The organism is Pseudomonadota bacterium, from assembly GCA_039028935.1.
Lineage (GTDB): Bacteria > Pseudomonadota > Gammaproteobacteria > Steroidobacterales > SZUA-146 > SZUA-146.
Map to the genome: position 1 here is coordinate 17,982 of JBCCHD010000003.1, position 18,270 is coordinate 36,251.

The window sequence follows — 18,270 nt, forward strand, 5'->3', positions numbered from 1 at the left end:
GGTTGGGCCTCGCGTGAACAGTGACTAGAAGCGATGGAAACAGATGGGTTAGTAGCAGGGTTCCAACCGAGTGTCAGCAGGCACTTCATTCTTGATTGCCGGTATCGTGATCAACGACGCAAAGGCAAGCGCGGCACGCGCCGAGGCAGAGAGTCGTTTAAAGACTTGGCCGTTTTGTTTGGATTCGGCTAAATCGGCATTGGCTTTTTGCAGCCGGTGTAGGGTCTTCATCCAACGAGGGTGGTCGATATCCAGCACCAGTGGGAACACTTGTTTGGAAATTTCATTCGTTTTGAAGAACACTTCCTGAGCGTACCAATCGGTATCAACGCCGAGTGCTTTATGAAATGCCGGCCGTTGATGATCACGCACAAACATGGTGGCGTAGACGGCAGTAAGAAAAAACTTAATCCAAAACACATTGATGCCGCGTGTGAGCTTCGGATCGGTCTTCATCAAAAGGGCAAACGCTTCGCCATGGCCAAACTCATCGTTGCACCACTCTTTAAACCACTTAAAGATGGGGTGGAATCGATGTTGTGGATTTTCTTCTAGATGGCGGAATATAGTGATATAGCGTGCGTAGCCGATTTTCTCCGATAGATAGGTCGCGTAAAAAATGAACTTCGGTTTGAAGAACGTGTACTTCTTTTTCTTAGTCAAGAAGCCGAGGTTAACCGCAATACCGGCTTCGCGCAGGGCGTCGTTGATAAAGCCGGCGTGACGGGCCTCGTCACGTGCCATGAGCTGAAACAGCGTGGTGATGTCTTTGTTTTTACCCCGGCGTTTCATTTCTTTATACAGCACGCAACCCGAGAACTCCGCCGTACACGAAGATATCAGAAAATCGATAAACTCCGCTTTGAGACGGGGCTCCATAGTGTCCCAGTCAACGTGGTCCCATTCGTCGTTTTTCTTAAAATGCCCGCGATTAACATCCGACTCTAGGCGTTCGATTAGCTCGTCCCAGTCTTTGCGCACGGGGCTGACGTCAATGGCATCGAGTGCATCAAAATCGGTGGTATAGAATCGTGGCGTGAGTAAGGTGTTCTGCATGGCCACCTCGGTAGCCTGCTCGCCGTCGACAATGGCTTGGCGATAGTTGGCGGAGTCAAGCGCGTCTTCGACCGTGGTGGCATCGGCCGAGTGTTGTACGACCGATTCTTTTACGGCGCTCATACCGACACCTCTTCGCTGAACGAGAATTCGCACAACTCCATCATTTCCAGATCACCCGTCAAGCGCGTCCACATTTGCTCGAGTTTCGACGCACGGGTAATAGTTGCTGTGCGTTTTTCAACCACAACGACACCGTAGGGGGCCATAACCGGATTGCCATGTACAACCACTTCATCACCAGGATGAACGATGGCACCGTTGAGAAATTTTACGTGTGCATGAAGGCTGTCAAAACAATGACTGACTTCGACTTCGCAGGGTGCGGTTTCGATTTGGCGGGTAAAGAGCCCCATGGTGTGTCCCTCTTATAGACCGCGTAGAGTGAATCGGTTGACGTTAATGCCCCCATTCGACCGATTCGGAGCGGCGAGTCTGTCGCATTGACACCGCCTTACGGTTCAGCAAAACGTAAGGCTGGCATTTCAAATTAAAGTGTAAATATAAATTGACAACTGTCAAGTTGAAGCGACAGATGTGGCTGTGCAGCATAGATAGCAAGCGCGCTGACGCTGACGCGACAGTGCGCGTGGCGGACCGGGAGTTAATTATCGGATATTCAGGGTGTTATCGGTGGTTTTGAGGCCGCTCGGAGGGGCATAGAAGGCGCTGGCCATGGGGGCGGCCCGCGCCTGTGTATGGAAAAGAACAGCGATTATTTGGTGGGTGAGCGCCGTAATAACCGATCGGCCAGTGCGACCGGCAACATTTGCAACAAACGGATCGACCAGTAGGTTTGCCAGGGAAAGGCGATGCGCGCTTTGTTACGCGCCAGGCCGCGCATGATGATGCGCGCTGCCTTATCGGTGTCCATCAAGAACGGCATGCGAAATTTATTTTGATTGGTCATGCGACTCACCACGAACCCTGGGCAGATTACATTCACCTGCACATTGCGCCGATGGTAAGCTCCGCGAAGACCTTCACCGTAACTGCGAACGGCGGCCTTGCTCGCTGCATACGGGGCGGCGCCCGGCATACCCACAAAGCCAGCGATCGACGCGTTGATCGCGACTTGCCCACGACGGCGCGGCACCATCCGTTCGAGTGCCGGATGCACGGTGTGAAACACGCCATGCACGTTAATATCGAATGTTTTGTCGGCGATCTCGGCCAGTGTCGGCGCGTCTTTTTGGCTTAACCCGACGCCGGCGTTAGCAATGACCAAATCCAGAGGTAACCCATCATCTGCCTGGGCAATCCACGCGGCCATGGCATCACGGTCGGCAACATCAATCACTTTGGTATGGACCGTGGCGCCCTTTGCGCGTGCGCCTTCGGCAACGGACTCCAAGCGCTCTTCATTGCGTCCCGAAAGCTGCAGTGTGATACCGGGGCCGGCATAGCCTTCCGCTAATGCCTCGCCGATACCGCTGCTCGCGCCGGTGATGAGAATGTGTTTCGGATCGTTCATATCGTAGGCCTTGTGGGTAGTTGGGTGGGTGCAAATTGCTGGACTCAGGCGCGATTCTACCGAAGCGAAGGAGTAGGGTCGAACAGCGCTTAGCCGTCGAAAGGGCAGGGTCGAAATGAGGCCAGAGCGCGGTGTGCGGTGTTATGATCGATCGGTCGTTCATCGTCTTTGGAGTCATCATGCTCGCCTTTACTTTGGCTGTATCTGCGGCCCTGGTATTTTCATTTTTGTGCTCGATTTTTGAGTCGGTGCTGCTGTCGCTTGGCCATGCGCAGGTGGAGTCGCTAAAGCAGCAGGGGCGACGCAGTGGTTATTTGATGGCGCGCTTTAAAAGCGACATTGATATTCCGATTGCGGCTATCCTGATCGTCAACACCATCGCCCACACCGTTGGTGCTGCTGTGGCTGGCGCGACGTACGGTGACGTGTTCGATCAGTCAACGCTTTGGGTATTTACGATCGTTTTCACGATTGCCGTGCTGCTGTTCACTGAGATTATTCCAAAAACCCTTGGCGTGACCTTTTCCAAGCACCTGGCTGGTCCAGTGGCCTATGGCATCTGGATTTTCACGCTGGTGCTCAAACCGTTTGTCATGTTGAGCAGTCGTTTGTCCCGTGCGCTACGGGGCGATAATGATCCGAATATTACCTCGGCGGAGGAAATTCGCTTACTGGCCGCGCTGGGTCGGCAGGAGGGCTCAGTGGCGCGCCGCACCGCGTCAATGATCACGGGTGCCACACAGCTTCAGCAACTCGATGCAGAAGCGGTGATGGTGCCGCGACCTCGGGTGACTGTTCTGTCCATGGCGCAAGATCGTGATGATGTCGCGAGAATCGTGGAGACCACGCTCTACAGTCGGTTTCCGGTCACCGGGACAGAGGATCCGGATGAGATTGTTGGCATCGTTCTGACCAAGGAGCTATTGCTTCACTTGCACCGTAACCCGTCGCAACCGATTGACTGGCAGGCGTTGCTGCGCGAACCGATGATCGTGCCGGAAACGCTCGCCGCCGATACGCTCTTGCGCCGTTTTCAGGAGGTGCGTAACCACATGGCGATCGTTGTGGATGAATACGGTACGTTTACCGGGATCGTCACGAACGAAGATGTACTCGAAGAAATCGTCGGTGAGATGTTCGACGAAAGCGACCGTCCTGCAAAAGGCTTGGTGCGCTTATCGGATGGGGCCGTGGAAGCCCCCGCGCAAGCCGATCTTCGACGGGTCTGTGCGTTTCTCGAGGTGCCCTGGCAGCCGGATGAACCGGCCGTATCGCTGGGTGGTTTGATTACCGAATTGCTCGACCGATTGCCCAAAACGGGCGATAAGGTCGCGTGGCAGGGCTATGAGCTGGAGGTGATTCGGGCCAACGAGCGCCGCGCTGAATTGGTTAAAATTCGTCCTGCACCGAACGACGACTAAAACCACTCTCTCGATGTGATGTGTCCAATAGGAATGTAACCACAAATGTCCGATCGATTTGATGTAAGCGGCGGCGAGCCAACCATGAACGCCGTGGTGACCATGGGCAACGGCGGCTACGAGAAGCTCGTTTATCGTCGTGTGCCGATACCACAACCTCAGTCGGGTGACGTGTTGCTCAAGGTGTTGGCAGCCGGTATCAATAACACGGAAATCAACACGCGCCTTGGCTGGTATTCGAGCGACGTAGATGGGGCGACCAGTGATACGGCGGAGTCGCAACAAAATGAATCCGTCGAACGACAAGACGGTGGGTGGAATGCGGCCACACCGTTTCCGTTTATACAGGGAACGGATTGCTGTGGCGAAGTAGTACGAGTAGGCGCTGACGTGTCAACGGAGTGGCTGAGCAAGCGCGTATTGGTGCGCGCGTGTATGCGCCCCGAGGGGTTCGACTCGTATGAAAATCACTGGATGGCGTCGGATTTTGACGGTGCGTTTGCCGAATTTGTGGTGGTACCCGCCACGGAGATTTTTGCCGTGGATTGCGATTGGAGTGACGCGGAGTTAGCCACCATACCCTGCGCCTATGCGACCGCCGAGAACATGTTACATCGCAGCGCGGTGAGTGGTCGTTCGAGAGTGTTGATCACTGGCGCTTCAGGCGGGGTCGGGTCGGCGGCCGTGCAGCTGGCGAAGCGTCGCGGTGCGCATGTCACGGCGATTGCCGGTCGCGCCAAACTTGCCGACGTAGCCGCACTCGGCGCCGATGCGGTTGTCGCGCGAGACACAGATCTTGAGGCGTCGTTTGGAGAAAACGCATTTGATGTGGTGGTCGATAATGTCGCCGGCGCCCAATTTGGCAGTATGCTGAAACTGCTAAAACGGGGTGGTCGTTATACCTCTTCCGGCGCTATTGCCGGCCCCGTGGTGGCACTCGATATGCGCGATTTCTATTTGAAAGACCTCAATCTTATCGGCTGCACGGCGTGGGATGAGCCTGTGTTTCCAAACCTTGTTCGTTATATTGAAGACGGTGAAATCCGCCCTTTGCTGGCCAAAACGTTCGAACTCTCAGATATCGTGAACGCCCAGAAGGAATTTATGCTCAAACAGCACGTAGGCAAATTTGTTCTAACTATCAACCACGTGGGCCCGTCTGCGTAAAGGGGCTATTGTGAGTTATGGAGTGGCCACGCGAGGTTGCGCCAACCTCGAATAATAGGTGCTTGGGCCCTACTCGGCGGTGCCTAGGACGTTCTTGCAGGATGGTTTGTTCGGAAAGAACACTTCGTCGCCGAGCTCGTTGATCAAGTAACGTACGCCACCGACTTCGCCCTCTTCCATCATTGTCCAAAAAAAGCGATTGAGTAAGTCAGGGTTCGCCACAAGCCAACCCAAAACCGCGTCGTCTGAAAATTCAGGTTCGCCACCGATTACAGAAAGCCGTTCTTCAAACTGCGCTCGTGCTGTGTCTGCCGCGTCCTCATCGCCAAGAGCAGTGAGTGCCGCCACGCGATAACGATTTGCGCGCTCAGCGTCACCGAAACCCAAAGGGGAAAGCGCAATTCGCTCGAACACTCTGCTACACGCGGTTGCCCAGTCGCGATCCGATTGTAGGTCGCGACACATGCGGCCATATTTGCTCAGAAGTGGGTCGCGAACAAAATGAATCGCGCCACCTGCGATCAACTCCTCCGATTGGGTGAGTAGTCCTGTTGACGCGAACGCCGCATTAATGAGTTGGGCTGTTACGGTTCGATAATTCATCATTTCGCTCGACATCTCAGCTCGTTGCAGGCTAATCAATGCTTCGGGTTTGTTGCCATTCTTGAACTGATGGTGGGCGTCGAGTAGCCATACGTTAGCGTTGCTTGAATCAAGTTCAGTTAGGGTTTGCAGCCATTGTTCGGTGCGACATGCCGGCGCCTCCACGGCGGCTTGACACGCTCGGACGGCATGCCAGAGGGTGACGACGTTGTTGGGTTCTTGTGTCAAAGCGGCAGCCAATAAATCCACTTTCGATTGCGCTGATCGAGTCAGTAATGCACGGGCCGTGAGATGCTGCCGCATGCCATATCCTTGCAGCACTTTCGTCGCCTCATCCACGCGTTTAATGGTCTCTTCAATACGCTCCTCGGCCTCTTTTTGCGATACGGCTGGGTGCAGATTTGGGTTTGCGCGCCGGCAGGCTGCTTCGATTGAAACCGCGCGCGCAGCCTCTATTGGTTGAATCTCGTTCTGCGCACTTGATGGCAGAAGTTTCGGCGCGTCAGTTGCGTGAGCCGATTCGCCGGCGTTGTCTAACAGCGCGGTAGAAGAGCGCGGCGCGGGGTCGGGGTCATTCGTGTAGCCCTCATTGCCAAGAAGCCCTGCCGCAAAGAGGCCGAGTAATACAATCACGAGCAGCAGTACGATCGATTTATTCACGAGCCTCTAATTAATCAAAAATCTCAGGTGCCTGCGTTCAAAAAGCACGATGTTGGCTAGCAGGAAAAACGATCCAATTCCTAAGGGTCGGGAATGTCAATGTTGAACTCAATGTCGCGCATTGCGTAGAGATCGATAGCATGGCGCTTCATCAATTCATCAAACTCGGTAGTTTGGCGGAGTGTGTCATAAAAACCATTGCCAAATACGTCGATTAAAGAGTGCCGTTTTCTATCTTTAACCACATTCTCCAACCACATGATGGAATTAGATGTGTCGCCGATCCACGCGTAGATGCGTGCTATAGCTTCGTCTAGCGTTTCCTCACTTCTTTTTCGATACGCCGCAAACCGCTGTTCGAATTCGGCGGTTTGCCCCAGATCGTGAAGCGCCATGATCGAACCCAGTTCCGCTAAGTCGCGGTTTTGTTCCTGTCCAAACGCCGCGAGGGCTTCGCGGGGTCGACCCGACTGCAGTAACGCAGCGCCCAGGGACCAATAGACGGTTTCTCGGTCTGCATTCCAAGCGATGGAATCTCTTAGGTATTGGATCACGTTTTCAGGTTGCCCCAGGGCTCGGTAGGCGGTACCGAGGGCGTGAAGGCACGAGGTACAGAGGGGATCTTGTTTCAGAGCCGCGTGAGTGATCCGTATCGTATCTTCGAATCGGTTGATCTCACGTAAGAAAGAGGAAAGATGGCGTAAGAGTTCGATATTGTCGGGGTCGAGGCGATAAGCGTCGGTGTATAAATCGGCTGCCCTTTGGAAGTCAGGGGCAGGCTTGGTTCTTGCGATGAATGCTTGCCAAAGAACCGTGCGGATGTCGTTTGGCGCGAGCGCGACCAACTGTCGAGTGGTTTCTTCCAGTTCCTCAAACAGTTTCTCAGTGTTGGCCGATGGGTCGCCGACGTGCTCAACGTATCGATACACACCGAGCAGCTGGATGGCCTGAATATAGTGCGGCTCAATAGCGAGCGCTTCCTCGAGCAGTTCAATCGCTAGCGGATACTTGTCCGTTTGCAGCGTGTTGGCGATGTAATGCGCGCGCCAATATAGGCTGTAGGCCTCGGGATCAATTGAGCTGGACGAGGCGGTCTCAATAAACGCACCCTGCGTATAACGCGCCACGGAACGCGCGATTTCATCTTGGATTGCGAAAACACTATCGAACTTGCGGTCGAATGTTTCAGACCAAATGTGCGTGCCGTCCCGCGCGTCAATTAATTGTGCGGTGACGCGAATCTGATTATTGTCTTTGCGCACACTGCCTTCGACGATGTGGCTGGCGTTGAGGCGGTCGGCGATCACGTCAATCGCCGTCTGATCTCCTCGGAATGAGAACGAAGATGTTCTCGCAATAACCCGCGCATCGGGTAGTTTAACGAGTAAGTTAATAATCTCTTCTGATATTCCATCAGCAAAGTACGCTTGATTTTGCTCTGGACTCATGTCGACAAAGGGCAAGACGGCAATGGTAGTCGGCTCAGCGTTGACGGCAGTCGGTGTGCTAACAGGCTGCTCATTGACAACCCGTTGCGACACCGGCGAAACAAACGCGTAGAACGCACCTGCCGTAATCAGCAGTAACGCTCCTCGCCACAGCCATGTTCTCGTGCTCTTAGGTAGCGACCGGTCTGCCATCGGCGCCAACGACTCTGTGACGACAACCGGCGTTTCAAACACGTAACCCCGACCATGCACCGTGCGAATCTTGTCGTGCGAGGTGTCGTGGATGGCGCGGCGTATGTCGACCAGGCACTGATTGATGGAGTCATCGGTAACCACCACATCGCCCCACAGGTCAGTGAGCAGGTCGTCACGCGTGACCAGCTCGCCACGTCGATCAATGAAATAGCGCAGCATCTGAAACGATTTTGGTCGCAGCTTGACCGGTAAGTCGGCGTGAGTGAGTTCGCCTCGTGTGAGATCAAGCGTGAATTCGCCAAAGGTATAGAGATGTGGGGTGTTTTCCAAGGCGTTGCATTCCCGGTAAGGACATCCATTTTACTCAATTATTACAGCAACTTGATTTCTCGTTCATCTATTTTTCAGCTTTTTTTCGGACGGATTTCGGTTCGTGGCCAGCGTATTTCAACAGTCTGAGTTGCGGCGACCGCCATCGGTGATTGCAGTGCAATCGCTCCACGGTGTTTCGCTGCACTTCAATCAATAAGTTATGTGGAGAATTCTGATGAAAACAACAAAGATCTTTGTGCTGTGGATGGCCTCTATGGCGATTACTGTCGGCGCGATGGCGAATGATAAGGCCGACACGTTAGCCATTCGCTCCTGTGATCATGCCGATATGGTCGATTTTTGGGAGGGTAGCATTACGGGCAGCGAAACCAGCGGAGGCGCCATACTGTGTCAGCGTGGCGAGACGCTGTTTGCGGCGGCGTCCGTCAATGGGCTGACGCCGGATCACGCCTACACAGTCTGGTGGGTCTACATCGACGACCCAGCTGCCTGCGCCAACTTTCCGTTGCCCGCGCCCGATGTGATTCCCTTTCCTGAGCCGGCCGACTACGCCGGGAGTTGCGGTCTCGCTGATTTTTTTACGATGGATCCATCGGGTGAGTTTGCCAACCCTCTGGTGGTTTTTGGTCGCATGGATTCCGCCATTGCACAGTCGCAAGAGCGTGTTCGGTTCTCGGGCACACTGCGCGATTTTACTCCGCGCGAAGGCTCACAAGTCTGGCTGTTCGCGTTTGGTCATGGTCCCGCTGACACGAGCGACAAACGTCAACTCGCTCGTCAGCTATTGACACCAGAAGACCCGTTGTCCGGCGCGCCCCACTTAGGTATCGAAGGGCGTGAATTTGGTTATCCGTCAACAGTTGCGGTCTTCATGATCGAGTGACCGCGCGCGCGTCGAGCCGCCCTGAGCGGCAGTGGTGTGCAAGGTTGCGCCGCACCGATCTATTCGATCGATTGTCGAATGAGTCGTTATGCCCGTGGAAACAGGTCTGGCATTCGCTGACGCAACACTGGATCTGCCTCTTGCTGTGACAAGAGGCAGATCTTTTTCATGTGGGCCATAGTCGAACAGCTCATCGAGGGGGTGAGACACAGAAAATGGATTGGTGTCTAAGCCTGAGTCGCTCGTTGTGTTTCTCGTTTAGCGCGCCGGGCTCAACATCGCCGTTGTCCGAGCAGGCGTTCGTTAATGCCTACGGCTGTTTTTCGTTAACGGGTTGGCGATAAATCCGTAGAGGTGTTGTTGGCACCACGTAGGGCCTTGATTATCCGGTATAATTCACCACTAAAATGTTCGATATTTCAGTGGGTTTGGATTAACGGCGCGACCATTCGCTGCTATAATACGGCCCCCCAAATATGGGGCCGTAAATAATTAAGTGTTGGGCGAATTATGAGTTTATACACAGACTACCTAAATGAGATTGATTCTCGTAAAGAGCAGGGATTGCATGCCAAGCCCATCGAAGACGCCGCGCTGGTGGCGGAGCTCATCGAACAAATCAAAGTGCCCGATCACAAGCATCGGGATGAGTCGCTTCGGTTTTTGATTTACAACACACTCCCCGGCACGACGAGTGCTGCGGGTGAGAAGTCTCGCTTTCTCAAGAACATCATTTTGGGCCACGTCGTGGTCGACGAAATCCGTCCGGCGTTCGCGTTCGAATTGCTTTCGCACATGAAAGGCGGGCCGTCCGTTGAGGTGCTGCTGGATTTGGCGCTTGGCGACGATGCAGACATCGCACAGCAGGCCGGCGATGTGCTCAAAACGCAGGTGTTTCTGTATGAGGCCGACACGGAGCGGTTGGAGGCGGCCTATAACGCCGGCCACACCATTGCGACTGACATTATTGAGAGTTACGCCGCGGCGGAGTTCTTTACAAAGCTACCGGATGTTGAGGAAAAGACTCAAGTCGTCACCTATGTTGCCGCGATCGGCGATGTGTCGACCGACCTTCTTTCACCGGGCAATCAGGCACACTCCCGCTCGGATCGCGAACTACACGGTAAATGTCTGATCAGCGAGCAGGCTCAACAGGACATTCGGGCGCTGCAGGAAAAGCACCCGGATAAACGCGTCATGCTGGTGGCCGAGAAAGGCACCATGGGCGTAGGCTCATCGCGTATGTCAGGCGTCAATAACGTTGCGCTGTGGACGGGGGTCAAAGCGAGCCCCTACGTGCCGTTTATCAATATTGCCCCAATTGTCGGAGGCACCAATGGTATTTCGCCCATCTTTCTCACTACGGTGGGAGTCACGGGTGGTATCGGTATCGATTTTGATAACTGGGTCAAGAAACTCGATACCGACGGTAATCCGGTACTGGACGAGGATGGTGAGCCGGTGTTGGAGCAAGTGTATTCGATCGATACGGGCACAGTGCTGACGATCAACACTAAAACTAAGAAGCTGTATAACGAAGACGGCAGCGAAGAGCTGGTGGATATTTCCCGTGCGTTAACGCCGCAGAAAGTGGAGTTCATTCGAGCCGGCGGATCGTACGCGGTTGTGTTTGGCAAAAAACTGCAGACGTTTGCGGCAGGCGTATTGGGCATTGAGGTGCCACCCGTCTATGCGCCTTCGAAAGAGATTTCACATGAAGGGCAGGGATTAACCGCCGTTGAGAAAATCTTCAATCGCAACGCGTTGGGTGTCACTCCAGGCAAGCTGCTTCATGCCGGTTCCGACGTGCGTGTGAAAGTGAATATCGTGGGTTCGCAGGACACAACAGGACTGATGACCTCACAAGAGCTTGAGATGATGGCCGCTACGGTGATCTCGCCCACGGTGGATGGGGCCTATCAGTCCGGGTGCCACACCGCGTCCGTGTGGGACCTTAAAGCGCAGAAGAACATTCCTAAACTCATGAGCTTTATGAACAAGTTTGGCCTTATAACGGCCCGTGATCCCGAGGGTCAGTATCACGCAATGACCGATGTGATTCATAAGGTGCTCAACGACATCACCGTTGATGATTGGGCGGTTATTATCGGTGGCGACTCACATACACGCATGTCCAAAGGGGTGGCGTTTGGTGCCGACTCCGGTACGGTCGCGCTGGCGTTGGCGACTGGCGAAGCGACCATGCCGATTCCAGAATCGGTCAAAGTCACCTTCAAGGGTACGCTCAAGGATCACATGGATTTTCGTGATGTCGTACACGCCACGCAGGCGCAAATGCTCAAAGAGTTTGGCGACAACGTGTTTCAGGGACGCATCATCGAAGTGCACATTGGCACTTTACTGGCGGATCAGGCGTTCACGTTTACCGACTGGACCGCTGAGATGAAGGCCAAGGCTTCCATTTGTATTTCCGAGGACGAGACACTCATTCAGTCGCTCGAGATTGCGAAGAGTCGCATTCAAATTATGATCGACAAAGGGATGGATAACGCGCGGCAAACACTACAGGGTTTAATCGATATGGCTGATGCGCGCATCGCCGAAATTCGAAGTGGCGAAAAACCGGCGCTGTCTCCCGACGACAACGCCCAATATTCTGCCGAGTTCGTCGTTGATCTCGATGTCATCAATGAGCCGATGATTGCTGATCCGGATGTGAATAATGACGACGTGTCCAAGCGCTATACCCACGACACCATTCGACCCATTTCCTATTACAAGGGCACAAAGAAAGTCGACCTAGGTTTTGTGGGTTCGTGCATGGTGCACAAAGGCGACATGAAGATCATTTCGCAGATGTTGCAGAATCTAGAAAAACAGAGCGGCGAAATTACGTTCAAAGCGCCTCTGGTCGTGGCACCACCGACCTACAACATAGTTGATGAGCTCAAAGAAGAGGGCGACTGGGCGGTGTTGCAAAAGTACTCTGGTTTTGAATTTAATGATGAGGCACCCAAGAACGCCGCGCGTACCCGGTATGAGAATATGATGTATCTCGAGCGACCCGGGTGCAATTTGTGTATGGGTAACCAGGAAAAGGCCGAAAAGGGCGATACGGTGATGGCCACCTCAACACGCTTGTTCCAAGGTCGAGTGGTTGAGGATGCCGATGAGAAGAAAGGGGAGTCACTGCTGGCGTCAACTCCGGTGGTTGTGCTCTCCACGATATTGGGCCGGACACCGAGCGCCGACGAGTACATTGCGGCGGTTGACGGGATCAATCTCACGAAGTACGCGCCACCGTCACCGAGCTAACCGCGAGATTCGATGGCCTCCGGCACCGCTCACCCGTTTCTGGCGCCACCCTGCGGGCATACGTCGCAGTGTCGAGGCGGCGCGTTGATGACCGGTGGACGAGCACGCTACTTCGCGATCGTGCCGCACAGTAGGGGAGCCGCGTGAGGCGTTACCGCGCGCAATCTGCGATCGCACCGTCTCGCCTGGTCGTTGCGTTGGTGTCTTTGGCGCTCTTTTCGTGTGGGGGTGGGAGCGCATCGGCACCGAATTCCACCATGCCGCCGGTTGTTTCCAGCCCGGCCACCGTTAAAGATGCGCTGGATTTTGCGGTCGACCAAGGTGCGGACGGTATCTGGGTGTACATTGATGATGGCGTGTCGCCGCCGCGCGTCGACATTGCCGGCGTGGCCAATCGACTGACGGGCGAGCCGGCGCGAGCCGACGCGCAGTTTAAAATCGCGAGCATCAGCAAGCTGTTTATTGCGGTGAGCGTGACTAAGCTCGTTTCACAGGGCGTACTGACACTCGAGGACACGTTGGTGACGTGGTTGCCGGCGCTACACGGACGAATCGACAACGCCGATACCATTACGATCCGACACTTGCTTCGCCATCGCAGCGGTGTACCGGATTTCGATAGCCAGCCTGGGTTCACTTGGCAGGTGGCGCATACGAACAATGACGCGTTGCTTAATCTGGTGCTGGATGTGCCCGCCGACTTCCTTCCCGACGTGCGCAATGAGTATTCGAATTCCAACTATCTTTTATTGGGCATGATTCTCGACGCTGCGCTGGGTTATAACCACCATGCCTTTGTGCAAAGTAATATACTGACGCCATTGGGTATGACCCGTACGTTTTCGCTCCAGTCCGATACCGACTCGGCACTGCTGGCGCGAGGGTTTTGGGACGACATCGATCGCACAGAGCAGGAATTTGTCGCTCCAGGTGGTTCCATGATCTCCGTTGTTGAAGAAGTCGGTGTCTTTCTTCGAGCGTTAGCCACTGGCAGTTTGCTCAGCGAGGATGAGCGAACGATCTATACATCACTTTTTGATGTCTTTGCCCATTCAGGCTGGTTGCCCGGATATCAGAGTGTGGCCCGTTACAACGCGACAACCGACACCGTGATTATTCAATTTGTGAATACGACCGGCGGCGGCAGCGAGGCGCTGGCAGCGGATGTCTACCGTCGAATCGAAACGGCGGTGCGGAATAACTGACGACGCATTTCCGATGCGATGGGCTACCGACACGCCATGAGGGCACGCACCATTGGGCTGGATCATTTTGCACGTCGCGGGATAAACCGAGTGTCTCACTTCTATTCGTCGGTGGCTTCGGCATAGCCGGTAAGCTCCACGTAGCCACGACCGTCAATCGTTTGTCCGTCTTTGCGACCGGACACATCAACCGCTCCTTCCCAATAACGCACCGTCGTGAAGAGCTCCTGGTCGGCGAGCACGGGTGTGACGGTGAGATCAAGCTGATACGCCGGAAGGCGCAGTCGCCACTTGGCCGGGTACGTGCCGCCAGCGGGGCTGTTCCAGGTGTCGAGGACCGTCACGTCAAAGTTTGCCAGTGAGAGCGAGGTAGCCTGACCGCTTGGGTCGGTGAGTGTACCGGAGCTTGCACTATCCACCGTGTCGTCCGTTTTTCTCAGGTTGTAGAGCATCAAGTCGGAGCCGTCGCTAAGCTGCAGCGAAAACCAATCCCAACCAAGTTGATCATCGGCCAGCGCGCTGGTGCTCCACTCTCGATCGAGCCAAGATAGGCCATTAACCGCGTAGTCAACGGAGTCGATTGTGAGCGTGCCGGACGTCTGCAGTCGAGGCATTGTGTAATAGTAAGAGGCACTGTCCGTGCTGGATGATTTTCGCGACAGGCCTGCCTCGCCGTTGAGTACGGGGGGCTTCAGTGGCGTGAGTGCGAGGTTGATGCCAATGCGCTCATCATCGGCGACAAGCTGCCAATGGTCGTGGTCAGCGTCGGCGGTGATTTGCCATGTGTCCATCCACACTCGAAATGGGCGCCTCTGCGCGCCCGCCAGGCCGGCCGCGCCGCGCGCCACCTTTTCCGCTGTCAGAAACTGCTGGCTTGCGACGTCGGTTACTGCAAGGTGTGCGATGTACACCTGGTTTGTGCGCCATGCGGACGATGATGATTCACTTTTTGGCGACAACGAAAAACGAAAGAACGTGAGTTCGAAGCCGAAACGCCGATCATTTGGACTATCCAAATTACCGGTGAAATACCACCACTCGTTGCGAAAACGAGCGTGGGGGCCATGGTCGTGTGGAAACGTAAAGGGTCGCACGGTGGTGGCCTTGGCGAAGCCGGTCTCATCGACGGCGTTGAGAAGTGCCGCCAGCTCAGACGGCTGCTCCGCGTCGCGAGCGAGCACGCTTAGGTGTACAAGACCAAGCAGAAAAATAAGCACCCAATAACGCATCATTTATTCCTCACGCATGGCTAAGGCAGGATGACTCTTACCGGCTCGCCAAGCGGGATAGAGACCCGCGAGCAACGCAACCGAGATAGCAAACAACAGTGAGGTGATGAGAATGGCCGGGCTGAACGTCATCTCAATTTCCCATCCGAATGCACGACGATTGATGACGCGAATGAGTACCCAGGCCATGACAATGCCAAGCGGCAAGGCGGCCAGTCCGCTGAGCAGGCCCATCACACCGGTTTGCGTCGTAATGAGCGTGCTGACCTGAGCCGGTGTCATACCCAGCGCTCGCAATAGCGCCAGCTCGCGCGCGCGTTCGAGTTGTAGCGCGAGCATTGCGCCGAGTATGCCGATAAAGGCAACGCCGAGTGCCAACCAGTACAGCACGTTGGTGATAACAAAGGTCTGATCAAAAATCTCGAGAGAGGCGTCGCGAATACGCGCGTTGGCGTCGACACGTAAAACTTGCCGGTCGGTGCTGATGGCTGTAATGGTGTCGATAATGCGCTCGACATCGGTGTTGCCATGTAAATACAGCCCAAGCGTATTGATTTGTTTATCATCAAAGTAGCGATCGTAGTTGTCTCGACTGATCATCACGGTGCTCGCATTGATATCAAAGCTCTGATATCGCGCGAGCACAGTAAAAGACTGTGGTCCGCGGTCGGTCGGCAGAGTGATGACGTCGCCCGCTGCTACGTTTTGCTGATAGGCGTAAGGCTCGGAGACCAACACGGCGTCCTCCTTTTCCCATCGGGGCCAAACGCTATCGGCATTGCCATCGAGTAAGGTCGTACCGGCATAGCTCTCCGGCGCCATGTGTATGGCAGTCAGTTGTGTGCGGCCTGTTGTCTGTTCGAGCACAATTCGCCGGTTTGTACTGACCGCAACGATCCCCGGAATGGCGCGAATGTCGTCAATGAGGGCTGGTTGGATCGCGCCACGCTGAGCGCCGGCGTAGATATCGGCACGAAGCGTTTGTTCGAGCCAAGATTGAACGGAGGTACGGAAGCTATCGACCATGATGCTCACACCAATCGTTGCGGATACGGCGATCGCCAATGCCACGATGGCCACTGCCGTGCGACTAAGGCTCGCCGAGATGGTGGACACAGCGAGCCGAGCAGGCGTGCCGCCCATCGTTCGCGCAAGCGGCTCGAGCAGGTGGCACAGTGCTTGAATGGCGGCCGGTACACAGCATGCAATACCGAGGATCAGTAAAAACACAGCGGTCAAACTGACGGCCAAATGGCGGGTGACGAGAAGCAACAGTGTTGCGGCGACGACGCCGATTACACCGATGAGCGCCACCCAAGGCACCACCCGGCCCGCACGCTGCTCGATGTCCGAACGCAGCATCACCTGACGCGGTGCGAAGCGACTGGCATCATACGCCGGAGCCAGTGCTGCGACGATCGACGTCAGCACGCCGGCGACCAATCCTTTGGCAATCGTTACTGAACTGACACTGACGCTGGTGACCGATACGCGGTAATACAGGGCATTGATTGATCGCGATACGAGCTCGAGCAAGTGCTCGCCGAGCCAGATACCCAGCAACACACCCAGCCCGGCGGCGATGAGACTCAACACTGCCGCTTCAGCAACAATCATCACGAATACGTGTCGTCGGGTTATACCGATCGCCCTAAGCGTCGCGATTAGCGAACGCCGCTGCAGCACCGAAAAACTCATGCTGTTAAAAATCAAAAACAAGCCAACCAGTAGCGCCAGCAAACTCATTGCCGTCAGGTTGGTCATAAACGCATCGCTCATGGCAGCGGTAGCCTGAGTTCGTCCCGGTGCGGTAAGGAGACGAACGCCATCGGGAAGCCACTGCTGGAGTTGTCCCGCTTGTACCGTATCGTCGGTGAGTCGCACATCGATGCGCGATAGCCAGCCCTGCTGATTAAGCCACTCTTGTGCGGTGGCGATGTCGGCGATGAATAGGTTGTCCGGGGCGGCGGTCGACACCGCGACTAGTCGTGCAGGGTGCACAACGCCATTCACTTGGACATTAAAGTTCTCGCCGACCTTGAGGCCCAGTTCATCAGCGGTGGTCGCCGACAGGGTGACGACGCCGGGTTCGATCAGAAATGCACTGAACAAATTGGGCGACGACGCCGATTCGGAGGGGGTCACATCACCGGTAAACGCACGTAACGACTGCTCGGCAAAAAGGTCAACACCCAGTAAGCCCAGTACGCGCTCGCCGACGTCGACCGACCCATCGATAATGGGAGCGACCGATTCGACGGCGTGGAGAGTACGCAGGTTGCTATAAACGGTTTCGGGTACCCCTCTCGGGCCGCCGACGATTTGGTGCGTGGCCGAACCGACCACCTGATCCATCGATAACAAGAACGCTTTTCGTGCGCTGGTGTTCGCCAGGTCGACCGCCACCATCACTGCAACGCCAATGATGACGCCCACCATCGCTAGGGCAAACTGCCACGGGTGACGCGACAGATAGTGTATGTTGGCGCGGTAGGCGGTGATCGTCATTGTTCGACGAGCCGGCCTTGCTGCAGCTCAAACGTGCGATCGCAGGTGGCCGCAATCGCATTGCTGTGGGTGGCCATGATCAGCGTGCTGCCAGTGTCGTCCACCAGTCTGGTGAGCACCGGTAAAATGGACTCAGCGGTCGCGTCATCAAGGTTGCCTGTGGGCTCGTCGGCAAGCAAGACAGCAGGGCGATGACACAATGCGCGGGCAATGGCGACTCGTTGCTGTTCGCCTCCCGAGAGCACATCCGGATAGCTGCTCGCGCGATCGGCGAGACCTACTGCGTCCAGTAATTCATCGATGCGTCTATCTGCTTCACGAGCGCGCTGGCCGTTAAGCTCAAGCACCAGACGAATATTGTCGCCCACATTGAGTGTCGGCACGAGGTTAAACGATTGATAAACAAACCCTATATGCTGACGACGAAACAGCGTACGCGCGTGTTCATCGAGCGCAGTGAGTTCGACATTCGCCACAGTAACGCTTCCCGCGTTGGGCGTGTCGATGCCGCTAATGAGATTGAGGAGGGTGGATTTGCCGGATCCGCTGCGTCCACGTAGCGCGATCGTTTCGCCGGCGGCAAATTCGGCGTTCGCCCCGCTGAGCACAGTATGCGCTCGCGTACCCTCCATAAAGGTCCGGTTTAGATTTCGTAGCGAGATGGCGGAGTAGGCATCGGTAGCAGAAGGGGTGGCAGACACGTAAAGATCCTCGTCGGTAAAGCCATTTGAGTGACGTATTATCACCGCCTG

General features: G+C 55.3%; 13 protein-coding genes. 5 read left to right on the forward strand and 8 right to left on the reverse strand.

Annotation, left to right across the window (positions count from 1 at the left end):
• Window positions 1–48: 48 nt before the first annotated feature.
• The 3 genes from acsF to AAF465_02335 all read right to left on the reverse strand — a co-directional run bounded on the left by acsF (window position 49) and on the right by AAF465_02335 (window position 2,590).
• Entirely contained in the window at window positions 49–1,179 is a 1,131-nt protein-coding gene (gene acsF / locus AAF465_02325) for a magnesium-protoporphyrin IX monomethyl ester (oxidative) cyclase (GenBank protein ID MEM7081541.1), read from the reverse strand.
• Complete coding sequence (locus tag AAF465_02330; GenBank protein MEM7081542.1) at window positions 1,176–1,472, reverse strand: hypothetical protein; 297 nt, start codon at window positions 1,470–1,472, stop codon at window positions 1,176–1,178. The genes acsF and AAF465_02330 overlap by 4 nt, the downstream gene beginning before the upstream one ends.
• A gap of 359 nt (window positions 1,473–1,831) precedes the next feature.
• A complete protein-coding gene (locus AAF465_02335) occupies window positions 1,832–2,590 on the reverse strand; it encodes an SDR family NAD(P)-dependent oxidoreductase (GenBank protein ID MEM7081543.1) in 759 nt (252 codons plus the stop codon).
• Between the two features lie 179 nt (window positions 2,591–2,769).
• Between AAF465_02335 and AAF465_02340 the strand changes: the two genes are divergently transcribed.
• Window positions 2,770–4,011 (forward strand): hemolysin family protein, encoded by a 1,242-nt coding sequence (locus AAF465_02340; protein MEM7081544.1) that lies wholly within the window; start codon window positions 2,770–2,772, stop codon window positions 4,009–4,011.
• A 45-nt stretch (window positions 4,012–4,056) separates the two neighbouring features.
• Entirely contained in the window at window positions 4,057–5,178 is a 1,122-nt protein-coding gene (locus AAF465_02345) for an alcohol dehydrogenase family protein (protein MEM7081545.1), read from the forward strand.
• Between the two features lie 69 nt (window positions 5,179–5,247).
• On the opposite strand, the gene AAF465_02350 is transcribed toward AAF465_02345, so the two are convergent.
• Together AAF465_02350 and AAF465_02355 are read right to left on the reverse strand one after the other, a co-directional pair.
• The gene (locus tag AAF465_02350; GenBank protein ID MEM7081546.1) at window positions 5,248–6,441 is read right to left on the reverse strand and encodes a hypothetical protein; all 1,194 of its coding nucleotides are present in this window, start codon (window positions 6,439–6,441) and stop codon (window positions 5,248–5,250) included.
• 80 nt (window positions 6,442–6,521) lie between these two features.
• Window positions 6,522–8,414, reverse strand: coding sequence for a winged helix-turn-helix domain-containing protein (locus tag AAF465_02355; protein ID MEM7081547.1), 1,893 nt, complete (start codon window positions 8,412–8,414; stop codon window positions 6,522–6,524).
• 217 nt (window positions 8,415–8,631) lie between these two features.
• On the opposite strand from AAF465_02355, the gene AAF465_02360 reads away from it, so the two are divergent.
• From AAF465_02360 to AAF465_02370, 3 genes are all read left to right on the forward strand, one after another.
• On the forward strand, window positions 8,632–9,300 hold the full coding sequence (locus AAF465_02360) for a hypothetical protein (protein ID MEM7081548.1): 669 nt from the start codon (window positions 8,632–8,634) through the stop codon (window positions 9,298–9,300).
• A gap of 510 nt (window positions 9,301–9,810) precedes the next feature.
• Window positions 9,811–12,576, forward strand: a complete 2,766-nt coding sequence (locus AAF465_02365; GenBank protein MEM7081549.1) for a bifunctional aconitate hydratase 2/2-methylisocitrate dehydratase — start codon at window positions 9,811–9,813, stop codon at window positions 12,574–12,576.
• Window positions 12,577–12,833: 257 nt separating this feature from the next.
• Window positions 12,834–13,781, forward strand: a complete 948-nt coding sequence (locus AAF465_02370; protein MEM7081550.1) for a serine hydrolase domain-containing protein — start codon at window positions 12,834–12,836, stop codon at window positions 13,779–13,781.
• A 101-nt stretch (window positions 13,782–13,882) separates the two neighbouring features.
• Here AAF465_02370 and AAF465_02375 read toward each other — a convergent pair whose 3' ends face one another.
• Genes AAF465_02375 through AAF465_02385 form a run of 3 tightly spaced genes read right to left on the reverse strand, consistent with a single transcriptional unit; the run spans window position 13,883 to window position 18,219 of the window.
• Entirely contained in the window at window positions 13,883–15,013 is a 1,131-nt protein-coding gene (locus AAF465_02375; protein ID MEM7081551.1) for a lipocalin-like domain-containing protein, read from the reverse strand.
• Window positions 15,014–17,518 (reverse strand): FtsX-like permease family protein, encoded by a 2,505-nt coding sequence (locus AAF465_02380; protein MEM7081552.1) that lies wholly within the window; start codon window positions 17,516–17,518, stop codon window positions 15,014–15,016.
• On the reverse strand, window positions 17,515–18,219 hold the full coding sequence (locus AAF465_02385; protein ID MEM7081553.1) for an ABC transporter ATP-binding protein: 705 nt from the start codon (window positions 18,217–18,219) through the stop codon (window positions 17,515–17,517). The genes AAF465_02380 and AAF465_02385 overlap by 4 nt, the downstream gene beginning before the upstream one ends.
• Window positions 18,220–18,270: the final 51 nt, after the last annotated feature.

What these genes read in the sequence shown, in the direction of transcription:
- AAF465_02335 (MEM7081543.1), bottom strand. Translation starts at nt 2,590, where the DNA reads ATGAACGATCCGAAACACATTCTCATCACCGGCGCGAGCAGCGGTATC.
- acsF (MEM7081541.1), bottom strand. Translation starts at nt 1,179, where the DNA reads ATGAGCGCCGTAAAAGAATCGGTCGTACAACACTCGGCCGATGCCACC.
- AAF465_02370 (MEM7081550.1), top strand. Translation starts at nt 12,834, where the DNA reads ATGCCGCCGGTTGTTTCCAGCCCGGCCACCGTTAAAGATGCGCTGGAT.
- AAF465_02345 (MEM7081545.1), top strand. Translation starts at nt 4,057, where the DNA reads ATGTCCGATCGATTTGATGTAAGCGGCGGCGAGCCAACCATGAACGCC.
- AAF465_02365 (MEM7081549.1), top strand. Translation starts at nt 9,811, where the DNA reads ATGAGTTTATACACAGACTACCTAAATGAGATTGATTCTCGTAAAGAG.
- AAF465_02375 (MEM7081551.1), bottom strand. Translation starts at nt 15,013, where the DNA reads ATGATGCGTTATTGGGTGCTTATTTTTCTGCTTGGTCTTGTACACCTA.
- AAF465_02330 (MEM7081542.1), bottom strand. Translation starts at nt 1,472, where the DNA reads ATGGGGCTCTTTACCCGCCAAATCGAAACCGCACCCTGCGAAGTCGAA.
- AAF465_02360 (MEM7081548.1), top strand. Translation starts at nt 8,632, where the DNA reads ATGAAAACAACAAAGATCTTTGTGCTGTGGATGGCCTCTATGGCGATT.
- AAF465_02340 (MEM7081544.1), top strand. Translation starts at nt 2,770, where the DNA reads ATGCTCGCCTTTACTTTGGCTGTATCTGCGGCCCTGGTATTTTCATTT.
- AAF465_02380 (MEM7081552.1), bottom strand. Translation starts at nt 17,518, where the DNA reads ATGACGATCACCGCCTACCGCGCCAACATACACTATCTGTCGCGTCAC.